The organism is Micromonospora sicca, from assembly GCF_003172935.1.
GTDB lineage: Bacteria > Actinomycetota > Actinomycetes > Mycobacteriales > Micromonosporaceae > Micromonospora > Micromonospora sicca.
This window is the reverse complement of record NZ_QGKS01000120.1, coordinates 1-12,005: the sequence shown is the minus strand read 5'-3', so window position 1 is coordinate 12,005 and position 12,005 is coordinate 1. Positions and strand designations below refer to the sequence as shown.

Annotated in this window: 5 protein-coding genes and 1 pseudogene; 1 reads left to right on the top strand and 5 read right to left on the bottom strand. The window is 74.8% G+C overall.

The genetic code is table 11. The annotated features are described in order from the left end of the window. Window positions 1–280: 280 nt before the first annotated feature. Complete coding sequence (locus DKT69_RS05520) at window positions 281–2,710, bottom strand: putative bifunctional diguanylate cyclase/phosphodiesterase (protein ID WP_109800502.1); 2,430 nt, start codon at window positions 2,708–2,710, stop codon at window positions 281–283. A gap of 129 nt (window positions 2,711–2,839) precedes the next feature. On the opposite strand from DKT69_RS05520, the gene ilvD reads away from it, so the two are divergent. Further along, window positions 2,840–4,687, top strand: coding sequence for a dihydroxy-acid dehydratase (gene ilvD, locus DKT69_RS05515; protein WP_109800501.1), 1,848 nt, complete (start codon window positions 2,840–2,842; stop codon window positions 4,685–4,687). A 74-nt stretch (window positions 4,688–4,761) separates the two neighbouring features. Here ilvD and DKT69_RS05510 read toward each other — a convergent pair whose 3' ends face one another. The 4 genes and pseudogenes from DKT69_RS05510 to DKT69_RS05495 all read right to left on the bottom strand — a co-directional run. Next, window positions 4,762–6,459, bottom strand: coding sequence for a SulP family inorganic anion transporter (locus DKT69_RS05510; RefSeq protein ID WP_109800503.1), 1,698 nt, complete (start codon window positions 6,457–6,459; stop codon window positions 4,762–4,764). Between the two features lie 86 nt (window positions 6,460–6,545). Continuing rightward, window positions 6,546–6,884, bottom strand: a complete 339-nt coding sequence (locus DKT69_RS05505; protein ID WP_109800500.1) for an ArsR/SmtB family transcription factor — start codon at window positions 6,882–6,884, stop codon at window positions 6,546–6,548. A gap of 224 nt (window positions 6,885–7,108) precedes the next feature. Next, window positions 7,109–9,575: pseudogene (locus DKT69_RS05500) on the bottom strand (glycoside hydrolase family 2 protein). 122 nt (window positions 9,576–9,697) lie between these two features. Further along, window positions 9,698–12,005, bottom strand: a 2,308-nt coding sequence (locus DKT69_RS05495) for a putative bifunctional diguanylate cyclase/phosphodiesterase (protein WP_109800499.1), incomplete at its 5' end; no start/stop codon positions are given.

Here is a 12,005-nt window from a genome sequence, read left to right as displayed (position 1 = left end):
GTGGGGGCGTGGTCGGCGTCGATCGCCGGCTCGGAGGCCGGGCGGGCCCGTCGGGCGGAGTGGGCGAGGGTCTCTGGCGTGGGTCTCGTCATGGCGGTTCAGGCCTCCGGCTGGAGTGGGTGAGGCTCTTTCACAGAGTGCAACGCGGGCGGGGGCCGCCCCGATGGGTTCCGACGGCAATAAAAACGGCCCACGTGCAGATGCACGGGGCCAGCGCACTCTCGATCAGGGAGAGTGCGCTCAGGTAAGTACTCGCAGCGACCGGTTCGACGACATGCCGCTAAGCCTGACGCATCTCACGCGATGAGTCAACTGATCCCACATTTTGGTTCACGGACCCGGGCGTGTCGTACCCGGAAGTGGCATCGCGGGCCCCTCCCACCTGCGGGAAACCCTCCTGCGGAGAGCGCGGCGCCGGCACCGGCGGGTTCGACCGCAGGCGCGGCAGCAGCGGCGACGGCGCGGGGCGGGGCGGAGCGGCCGGCGGAGCGGGGGGCAACGGCGCCGGGCGCGCGCCCGGCGAGGTCGCCGCCTCCAGCATCGCCTCCAGGTGCTCGGCGGGCACCCCCCAGCCGAAGAGCGCGCCCTGCCCGAACCGGCAGCCCGCGGCGACCACCGCGGCCAGCTCGGTCGGGTTGGTGACGCCCTCGGCGATCACCTCGAGCCCGAGCTGGTGACCGAGGCGCATGACGATGTCGACCATCGGCGCGAACGCGGGCCCGTCCCGGCCGACCGGACGCACCGGCTCGTGCTCGGCGACCAGGCTGTGGTCGATCTTCAGGATGTCGATCGGCAGCCGGCGCAGCTGCCCCAGCGAGGAGTAGCCGGCACCGAAGTCGTCCAACGCGATCCGGACCCCGGTGAGCCGCAGCGCGGTCAGCCGCCGGATCAGCTCGTCGAGGTCGGTGGCGACCGCGTGCTCGGTGACCTCCAGCACCAGCCGCTGCGGCGGCACGTGGTGCGCGCGCAGCGCGTCGGCGACCTGCACGACGTACTCCGGGGCGTGCAGCTCGCGCGGGGAGACGTTCACCGACACCCAGACGTCGTGGCCGTCGGCCAGCCAGCGGGAGAGCTGGTAGCAGGCCTGGTGCAGCACCCAGGCGCCCAGCTTGGCGATCATCCCGCACTCCTCGGCGAGCGGGATGAACTCGTCCGGGCGGACGTTGCCCAGCTCCGGGTGGTGCCAGCGGAGCAGCGCCTCGGCGCCGACCGGACGCACCGAGGGCAGCGACGCCACCGGCTGGAACGCCAGCCGCAGCTCGTCGCGCTCGATCGCCCCGCGCAGCTCGTGCTCGAGCGTGGTCCGCCGGCGCAGCAGCTGGTCGTACGCGGCGTCGTACCGCTCGATCCGGTTCTTGCCCCGCTGCTTGGCGTAGCGCAGGGCCAGGTCGGCGTTGCGCAGCAGCAGCTCCACGTCGGGCTCGCCGCAGTTCCCGGCCACCCCGATGCTGACCGAGAGGAAGACCGGCCCCTCGGGCTGGTCGTACGGGCGGCCGAGCACTCCGAGCAGCCGCTCGGCCACCCGGTCGGCGTCGGTCGAGCCGCGCATCAGCACCGCGAACTCGTCGCCGCCGAGCCGGGCCGCCAGGTCGCCCGGACGCAGGTTGCCGCGCAGCCGGCGGCCCACCTCGGCGAGCACCACGTCGCCGACGTCGTGCCCGCGCATGTCGTTGACGTTCTTGAAGCCGTCGAGGTCGAGGCCGAGCAGCACGCCGGGCACATCGGCCTCGACGCAGCGGTGCAGCGCCCGCAGCAGCCCGCGCCGGTTGGCCAGGCCGGTCAGCGGGTCGGTGTGCGCCAGCTCGCGGAAGTGCGCCTCCCGCTCGGCCAGCCGGCCGGCGTAGCGGCGCACGTCGTTGAGCGCGAGGTACTGCCGGGCCACCAGCGCGAAGCCCTCGACGCTGCCGGCGACGATGCCGAACGCGTCGAACCGGCCGCCCTGGAGGAGGTGGAACATCGCCGAGGCGGCCATGGCGAACATGGGCACGAAGGCGTACTCGCCGTCCCGGCGGATCAGGTCGACGTCCACCTGGCCGGGCGGGTCGACCCGGTACACCGCCAGGACGGTGGCCAGCAGCCCCGCCGCCTGCACCGCCGCGCCGGTCAGCGCCATCCCCGGGCCGGCCTGGCAGAGCCCGGTGGCCAGGCCGAGCCCGCCGCAGGTCACCCCGGTCACACCGGCGCCGAGCAGGGCGAGCCGGCGCCGGGGCGGGGCGGCCCGCAGTACCATGATCATGGTCAGCCCGGCGGTGAGCGCGGCGGCCAGGGTGGCCAGCACGATCGGTACGCAGGCAATCGGGGTGGCCGCGCCGAGTAGCCGGGTCGGTTCGGTGAACACCACCCAGCCGACGAACCAGAGCGCGCTGGCCATGATCAGGCCGTCGAGGAGCAGCCGGGCGGTGGCGGGCCCGGTCGCGGCCGTCCCGGGCAGCCGGAGCAGGGCGGCGCCGAGGGCGAGCCCGCACAGCGCCGTGCCGATCGACATCAGGGTCGCGAAGCCGGTGCGCTGCCCCTGGTGGTGGGCCCAGTGCTCGCTGTCGGCGAGCGTGGCGGTGACCCCGACGAGGAGGGTGAGCAGCGCGATTCCGGCCGCCGTGGCGAGCAGCACGTGAGCCTGGCGGTGGGGCCCCACCCGGCGGCGGGCGGACGCGGTCAGCAGCGCGGTGGCGACGGCGGCGACGAGCCCGCTCAGCACCGCGACGGCGGCCATGCCCGGGGGGAAGTGCACGACCTCAACTGTGCCGGATGGGCGCACTTCGTGGGGAACCGGGTGCGCAACTGTTGGGACACGGCGCGCGCACCGGGGGGTCGCCGCGAGACCGGTGTCAGACTGGTACGCATGCCTGAGCTGCGGTCGAGGACCTCCACCCACGGTCGGACGATGGCCGGTGCCCGGGCCCTGTGGCGGGCCACCGGGATGACCGACGACGACTTCGGCAAGCCGATCGTCGCCATCGCCAACAGTTTCACCCAGTTCGTCCCCGGTCACGTACACCTCAAGGACCTCGGCGGCCTGGTCGCGGACGCGGTGGCCGAGGCCGGCGGGGTGGGCCGGGAGTTCAACACCATCGCGGTGGACGACGGCATCGCGATGGGCCACGGCGGCATGCTCTACTCGCTGCCCAGCCGGGAGCTGATCGCCGACGCGGTGGAGTACATGGTCAACGCGCACTGCGCGGACGCCCTGGTCTGCATCTCCAACTGCGACAAGATCACCCCGGGGATGCTGCTGGCCGCGCTGCGGCTGAACATCCCGACCGTCTTCGTCTCCGGCGGCCCGATGGAGGCCGGCAAGACGGTGGCGATCGAGGGGATCGTGCACTCCAAGATCGACCTGATCGACGCGATGATCGCGTCCTCCAACGAGGCGGTCACCGACGACCAGCTCGGCGAGATCGAGCGCTCGGCCTGCCCGACCTGCGGATCCTGCTCCGGCATGTTCACCGCCAACTCGATGAACTGCCTGACCGAGGCGATCGGTCTGGCGCTGCCGGGCAACGGGTCGACGCTGGCCACCCACGCCGCCCGCCGGTCGCTCTTCGTCGAGGCCGGCCGCACCGCCGTGGAGATCGCCAAGCGCTGGTACGACGGCGACGACGCCTCGGTGCTGCCCCGCGCCATCGCCAACCGGAGCGCCTTCGAGAACGCGGTCGCCCTGGACGTGGCCATGGGCGGGTCGACCAACACGATCCTGCACCTGCTCGCCGCCGCCCGGGAGGCCGAGCTGGACTTCGACGTGGCCGACATCGACGCCATCTCCCGCCGGGTGCCCTGCCTGGCCAAGGTCGCCCCGAACTCGCCGCAGTACCACATGGAGGACGTGCACCGGGCCGGCGGCATCCCGGCCATCCTCGGCGAGCTGGACCGCGCCGGCCTGCTCGACCGGGACGTGCACGCGGTGCACTCCCCCAACCTGGAGCGCTGGCTCGCCGACTGGGACGTGCGCGGCGGGTCGGCCACCCCGGAGGCGGTCGAGTTGTTCCACGCCGCCCCGGGCGGGGTGCGCACCACCGAGCCGTTCTCCACCACCAACCGCTGGTCGTCCCTGGACACCGACGCGGTCGGCGGCTGCGTGCGGGACCGGGAGCACGCCTACTCGGCCGACGGCGGGCTGGCCATCCTGCACGGCAACCTGGCCCCGGACGGCTGCGTGGTGAAGACCGCCGGGGTGCCGGAGGAGTGCCTGACGTTCCGCGGCCCGGCGAAGGTCTACGAGTCCCAGGACGACGCGGTGTCGGCCATCCTGGCCAAGCAGGTGGTCGCCGGCGACGTGGTGGTGATCCGGTACGAGGGCCCGAAGGGCGGCCCGGGCATGCAGGAGATGCTCTACCCCACTTCCTTCCTGAAGGGTCGCGGGCTGGGCCGGTCCTGCGCGCTGCTCACCGACGGGCGGTTCTCCGGCGGTACCTCCGGCCTGTCGATCGGGCACGTCTCCCCGGAGGCGGCCTCCGGCGGGCTGATCGCGCTGGTCCGCGAGGGCGACGAGATCGTCATCGACATCCCGGGGCGCTCCATCGAGCTGAACGTTCCCGAGGACGTGCTGCAGGCCCGGCGGGTGGCCGAGGAGAAGCGGGACCGCCCGTACACCCCGACCGACCGGCAGCGACCGGTGTCGGCGGCGCTGCGCGCGTACGCCTCGATGGCCACCTCGGCCAGCGACGGCGCCTACCGACGCGTCCCGGAGTGAGCGGCCGGGGCTCCCACTCGGCGCCCCGGCCTGTCCGCTGACGAAGTGATCCGACGGAGGGCCGCCAGGAGGGATCAGGCGGTGACGGCTGTCACGGGTGCGGCTGCGTCGGCTCCGCCCAGCGCGACGGTCCGGGCGTGCCGGATCGCGGCCGGGGTGTCCGGGAAGACCAGCCCCTCGCGGCGCAGCTCGTCGGCGATCCCCAGGGTGCTGAGCACCTGGTCGTGGCCGGGGGTGATGCCGGAGAGCAGGACGGTGATGCCGCGTCCCCGCAGCCGGCGGATCGCGTCGCCGAGCACGTGCGCCCCGGTGGCGTCCATCGTCGTCACCCGGGACATCCGCAGGATGACCACCCGGACGTCGGCGACCTCGGAGAGTTCCAGCAGGAAGGTGTGCGCGGCGGCGAAGAAGAGCGGCCCGTCCAGCCGGTAGGCCACGATGTGCTCGGCCAGCAGCGCGTGCTCCTCGGCGCGGTGCTCGCCGGCGTCGAGGGGAACCTGTTCCAGCCGGGCGCTGCGGGCGACCGCGCGCAGCGCGAGCACGACGGCGACAGCCAGTCCGACGGCCACGGCGGTCACCAGGTCCCAGATCACGGTGACGGCGAAGGTGAGCACCAGCACGACCGCGTCGCCGCGGGTGGCCCGGGCGAGCGCCCAGAGCGAGCCGGCCTCGACCATCCGCACGGTGGTGGCCAGCAGCACGCCGGCCAGCGCGGCGAGGGGAATCCGGCCGACCAGCGGCGCGGCGGCCAGCACGATCGCCGCGAGGGCCACGGCGTGGGTGAGGGCGGCGAGTTTCGAGGCCGCCCCGCCGCGGACGTTCACCGCCGTGCGGGCGATGGCGGCGGTCGCCGGGATGCCGCCGAAGAGCGGCGAGGCGAGGTTGGCCAGGCCCTGGCCGAAGAGTTCCCGGTCCGGGTCGTGCCGCTGGCCGACGGTCATCCCGTCGGCGACGGTGGCCGACAGCAGGCTCTCCAACGCGGCGAGGGCCGCCACCGCGAGCGCGCTGGGCAGCAGCATGCCCACCGCGTCGAGGTCGAGGAAGCCCAGCGACGGCGCGGGCAGGCCCTGCGGGAGCGCGCCGATGCGCACCAGGTCGACCGGGGCGAGCTCGGCGAGGACGGTCGCGGCGGCCACCCCGAGCAGCGAGAACGGCAGCCGGGGACGCCACCGGGCGCCGAGCAGCATGAGCGCCGCGACGGCGAGGGCCACCGCGAGGGCCGCCGGTTTCGGATGTACGACGAACCGGGCGACCGCGTCGGCGGCCACCGCCCAGACCTTCTCGCCGTGGGCGCCGGTCACGCCCAGCGCGGCGGGGACCTGTTGCAGGGCGATCACCACGGCGATGCCGGCGGTGAAGCCCTCGATCACCGGGGTGGGCAGGTAGCGGACGTACCGGCCGAGGCGGGCCAGGGCGAGGGCGATCAGCACCAGGCCGGCCATCGCCCCGACCATGAGCACCCCGGTGGGGCCGAAGCGCTGCACCACCGGCACCAGGACCACGGTCATCGCCCCGGTGGGCCCGGAGACCTGGAGGTTGGAGCCGCCGAAGACGGCGGCCACCGCGCCGGCGACCACGGCGGTGACCAGGCCCGCCTGGGCGCCCAGCCCGGAGGTGACGCCGAAGGCCAGAGCCAGCGGCAGCGCCACCACCGCCACGGTCAGCCCGGCCAGCAGGTCCCGCCGGGGCGAGCGGCGGGCCGCCGCCCAGTCGGCCCGGCCGGGCAGCAGCCCGAGCAGTCGGCTGCGGAGCAGGCCGCCGACCCGCCGCAGCCGGTGCCCGTCGTGCTGCCGGCGCGAGGGTCCCCTGCCGGCGCCGCCGGTGGCCGGACCCGCGGCGTGGCCGAGCGCCGCTCCGGTCACCGGTCCCCTCCGGTGCCGCGCAGCTCGTCGAGGAGGGCGTCCCGGTCGGTGAGGACCGCGCCGAGGATGCGCCGTCCGGCGGCCAGCAGGTCGGCCACGTCGGGGGTGCTGAGCGCGTACATGACGAGAGGGCCGTCGCGGTGGGAGGTCACCATGCCGGCGCGGCGCAGCACGGCGAGCTGCTGGGAGAGGTTGGACGCCTCGACGTCGATCGCCGCGAGCAGGTCCCGGACCGGCTTGGGCCCGTCCTGGAGCAGTTCGAGCACCCGGATCCGGACCGGATGCCCGAGGGTGCGGAACAGCTCCGCCTTCGCCTGGTACAGCGGCACCGACATGAAACCTCCCCGAAGACCTGAAGACTTTAGCACTTGCAGAATTCTTCAAGTCGGTCCGGTGGCGTCAGGACCGAGGGCCGCGCCGAGCCGGGCAGGGGAAGGCGCGGCGTGCCGTGGCCGGCGAGGACTATCCGCGGTGAGCGACATGCCTGAGGGTCATAAATATGACTCTCAGGCATGTCGCTCACGGTGACATCCGCCAGGACGGTCGCCAGGAGGCGTGATCAGTCCGCTGGCGAGATACCGACGGTGATGTCGTTGACGCAGCGCAGCATCGGGCGGGCGGTCAGCGCCGCCGGGTCCAGCGGCGCGTCGGCCCGCACGGTGAAGGTCGCCGACTCCCCCGGCAGCAGGGTGACCAGCGCCTGGTCCACCTGGGCCGACGGGTCGAGCCGGTCGGGAAAGAGCGTGAGATCGCGCAGCACCGACCGGGCGGTCACCCGGACCCGCTGGCCGCCGTCGACCGGCTCGACCACCGCGTCCAACTCCGCCGCCGGCCAGTCGACGTCCCGGTCCTCGGCGAAGAACCACAGCGCCCGCTCCGCCTGGTCGCCGGCCTCGGCGACCAGCACCTCGCGGCGGGCCTCGTCCGGCCGTGCCAGCTCCGCCGGCAGCGCCAGCACCACCGCGCCGTACGCGGGAACGTCAAGCTCGACCGAGGTCTTCGCCCTCGGCTCCCCGGCCAGGGTGAGCCGGGTGATCGTGGCCGCCCCACGCCACGCCGCGCCGGTCTCGTTCACCGCCACCACGGCCAGCCCACCGTCCCGCGGCTGCACGGTGAGCAGCCGGTCGGCGTACGCGCGGCGCAGCGCGTACCACAGCGGCTTGCGCCGGCCGTCGCCGTCGACCGCCGACCAGGAGGTGACCGGCCAGCAGTCGTTGAGCTGCCAGACGATGGTGCCCATGCAGACCGGCCGGTGCGAGCGGAAGTGCTCCACCCCGAGCTGGATGGCCCGGGCCTGGTTGAGCTGCGTCAGGTAGTGCCAGTCGTCGAAGTCGACGGGCACCGGCAGGTGGGCGTCCAACCCGCGCTGGAGTTTCAGGTCCCCGTCGGCGGCCTTCTGGTGGTGCGCCATGCCCGGTGAGTCGTGGGCGAGCGGCTCGTCGGAGATGGCCCGGCGCAGCGTCGCGTACGCCGGGGGCGCCTGGTAGCCGAACTCGGCGACGAAGCGCGGCAGGTACTCCCGGTACTTCCGGTAGTCGTCGGTGTTCCAGACGTCCCAGATGTGCGCGGTGCCGTGCGCCGGGTCGTTCGGGTGCACGTCCTCGCCGCCCGACCAGGGGCTGCCCGGCCAGTACGGCCGGGTCGGGTCCAGCTCGGCGACGATCCGGGGCAGTAGCTCCAGGTAGTAGCCGCGCCCCCAGGTGCGGCCGGCCAGGGGCGCCTGCCAGTCCCAGTCGTGCCAGCCCCAGATGTTCTCGTTGTTGCCGGTCCAGAGCACCAGCGACGGGTGGGCGGCCAGCCGCGTCACCTGCTCCACCGCCTCCGCCTCGACCTCACTGCGGAACGGCTCCTCCTCCGGGTACGCGGCGCAGGCGAAGAGGAAGTCCTGCTGCACCAGCAGGCCGAGGGAGTCGGCCAGCTCGTAGAAGTCCTCCGACTCGTACCGGCCGCCCCCCCCAGACCCGGAGCAGGTTGACGTTCGCCCCAACAGCCTGGTCGAACCGTTCGGCCAGCCGCTGCCGGGTCACCCGGTTGGGGAACGCGTCGTCGGGGATCCAGTTGACCCCGCGGACGAAGACCGGCACGTCGTTGACGTGCAGGGCGAACGCGGAGCCGTGCGCGTCGGGGGCGGTGTCGAGACGTACCGAGCGGAAGCCGATCCGGCGGGACCACACGTCCAGCGCCCGGCCGTCCTCCGCGCAGAGGGTCACCACCAGGTCGTACAGCGGCTGGTCGCCGTACCCCCGGGGCCACCACCGCTCGGGGTCGCGAACCGTGAGGGTCAGCACGGCCGTGCGCTCCCCCGCCGGGATCGTCACCTCGCCGGCCGCGTCGGCGACCGTGGCGCGGACGGTGACCGGCGCGGCGGCGGCCCGCTCGACCTCGACGTGCAGCTCCACCCGGCCGCTGTCGCCGGCGACGGTGACCACCGGCCGGACGGCGGCGAGCCGGGCGGTGGACCAGCCGTGCAGCCCGATCTCCTGCCAGATGCCGGCGGTCACCACCGTGGGACCCCAGTCCCAGCCGAAGTTGCACGCCGTCTTGCGGATGAAGTTGAACGGCTCCGGGTAGGCGTTCGGCCGGTCGCCGAGCCGGTCCCGGTGCGCCTCCGCGTAGCGGTACGCCGAGTCGAAGCGGACGGTCAGCGTGTTCCGGCCGGGGCGCAACAGCGACGTGACGGCGAACCGGTGCCCACGGTGCATGTTCTCGGTGCGGCCGACCTCGGTGCCGTTCAGGGTGACCGTGGCGACCGTGTCCAGCCCGACGCAGACCAGGTCCACCCGGTCGTCGTCGCCGGGCTGCCAGGCGAAGGTCGTCTCGTAGACCCAGTCGGTGCGCCCGATCCAGGCGAGCCCGCTCTCGTTGTCATCCAGGTACGGGTCCGGGATCAGGCCGGCGGCGAGCAGATCGGTGTGCACGCAGCCGGGCACGGTCGCCGGCACCTCCCGGTCGACGATCTCCGGCGGCACCTGCGGACCGGGTACGGCCCGCAGCACCCAACCCTCGTGCAGCGCTCGATGGCTCACGACCTCACCGCGCCTTCCATGATTCCGCGCGCCGGCCAGCACCCGACCGTAGATGACGTAGTTGCCGCTGGCCAGGTCGGAGACGGCCACCACCGAGGTCGGGAAGTAATGAACGAGCCGGTTCAACGGGAGGTCGAGGGAAACTCCTCGAACCACGCCTCCACCCGCTCGGCGGTCGCCGGCCGGGCCAGTGCGAAACCCTGGCCGTACCGGCAGCCGGCCCGGCGCGCCCCGTCGACCTGGGCGTCCGACTCCAACCCCTCGACCACCACGTCCACCCCCAGCCGGTCGCCCAGGCTGATCACCACGTCGATCAGCGGTCGCTGCGCGTCGCCGTCCGACCCGACCAGGTGCGGGCCGACCTTGAGCAGGTCGATCGGGAGCCGGCGGAGCTGGGCCAGCGAGGCGTGCTCGGCCCGGAAGTCGTCCAACGCCGTCCGCACGCCCAGCGAGCGCAGCCCGGCCAGCCGGGCCACCACGGTCGGCAGCTCGGCGGCGACCGCCGGCTCCGCCACCTCGACCACCAGCCGGTCCGCCGGCACGCCGTACGCGGCCAACGCGGTGGCCGTCCGCGGCACGAAGTCCGGCGCGACCAGCTCCCGAGGCCCGACGTTCACCGACATCCAGAGGTCCCGACCGCCCTCGGACCACTGGGCGAGCTGCCGGCAGGCCCGGTCGAGCACCCAGCGGCCCAGCTCGCCGGCGAGGTCCAGGTCCTCCGCGACCGGCAGCAACTCGGCGGGCAGCACCGTGCCCAGCACCGGACTGCGCCAGCGCAGCAACGCCTCGGTGCCCACCGGGCGCCGGTCCGCGAGGGCCAGCACCGGCTGGTAGACCAGGTCCAGCTCGCCCCGTGCGATCGCACCGGGCAGCTCCCGTTCCAGGTCGAGCCGGCGGACCAGCTGCTCCTCCAGATAGGCGTCGTACCACTCGACCCGGTCCCGGCCGAGCTGCACCGCCCGGCGGCGGGCCAGATCCGCCTGGCGCAGCACGTCCTCCGGTTCCCCTCCACCGGTCTCCGCCAACCCGACGCTGGCCTGCAGGCGCGCCGCCCCGCCGGGCAGCGGGTACGGCTCGGTCAGCGCGGCCAGCAGCCGGGTGGCCAGCGCGTACGCCAGCACCGACCCGACGTCGGTGAGCACCGCGAACTCGTCACCCGCCAGCCGGGCCACCAGGTCGCCCGGCCCGCAGCCGGCCCGGAGCCGCCCGGCGACCTCGACCAGCACCTCGTCGCCGACCGCGTGCCCGGACCCGTCGTTGACCATGCCCAGCCCGTGCAGGTCGACCACGAGCAGCGCACCGGGCGTGGGCGCCGCGCCCCGGGCGGACAGCTCGCGCAGCAGTTCCCGGCGGTTGGCCAGCCCAGTGAGTTGGTCCGTGGCGATGAGCCGGCGCACCGTCCGGGTCAGCCGGTCCCGCTCGTCGAGGTCGTTGACGAGTTCGCGCAGCCGCGCCTCCCGGGCGATCATCCGCTCGGCGTGCCGGCGGTGGTCCGCGGCGGTCAGCAGCTCCTGGAGGATCACCGGCGGGATCACCGCCAGCCCGAGCGCGATCGCCGGGGCGCTGAACTCCCCCACCGCCCAAAGGTGGTGGCCGGCGGCGAGCGCGGCGATGCCGGCCGGAGCGGTCACCCGGGGCCACGGCGCGGGCGACCCGTCGGGACGCAGGGTCTCCCCCGCCGAGGCGCGTCGTGCCCCCGCGGCGGTGAGCAGCGCGCCCGCCACCAGCGGCGGGACCAGGGTGAGGACGGCGCGTTCCGGCGCCGCATAGGCCAGCAGCACCACCAGACCGGCCAGCCCGGACAGCGTGGCCGCCGCCCCGGCCAGGCAGAGCGCCGCGCCCGGGCGGCGCCGCCGCTCGGCCAGCGCGGCGACGACCAGCACCGCCAGCCCCGCCGCGCCCGCGACGGTCGCCGCCCGGGCCGGCGGCGGCACCTGGCCGGCCGGCAGCAGCACCCAGCCGGCGAAGACCAGGCTGACGGCCAGCCCGACCCCGTCCACGGTCCGACGGAGCCGCTGCCGGCCGGAGAGTCGGGAACGCCCGGGCAGCCGGAGCAGGCCCACGGCCTGGAACGCGCCGACGACGGCCAGCCCGACCAGCACGACCGGGGGCCGGTGCGCCGCCTCGGTCAGCGGCAGCACGACGACGGTGAGCCCGGCCGCCAGCACGGCCGCGTCGAGGATCGCGACCACCCGGCGGGACATCGCGACCCGGCCGGCGCGCCGCCCGAGCGGCCGGCTCGGGTCGGTTGCCGGCGGCGGTCGGGTGTCGACGCAGACCGGCGGGTGGGTGGGGCCGCCGGGCCCCGCTCCGGCGCCGGAGGGCGATCCCGCGTCACTCGACGCGGGCGGGCCGGCGCCCATCCCGGCGGGCGGCGGAGGCGGGACGGCGGACCAGGCCGGCGCGGGCCGGGCGCCGGCGAGCCCGGAG

Excerpts from the sequence above, each read along its gene's own strand:
- DKT69_RS05520 (WP_109800502.1), bottom strand. The coding sequence starts at position 2,710 with ATGGCCGCCGTCGCGGTGCTGAGCGGGCTCGTCGCCGCCGTCGCCACC.
- ilvD (WP_109800501.1), top strand. The coding sequence starts at position 2,840 with ATGCCTGAGCTGCGGTCGAGGACCTCCACCCACGGTCGGACGATGGCC.
- DKT69_RS05505 (WP_109800500.1), bottom strand. The coding sequence starts at position 6,884 with ATGTCGGTGCCGCTGTACCAGGCGAAGGCGGAGCTGTTCCGCACCCTC.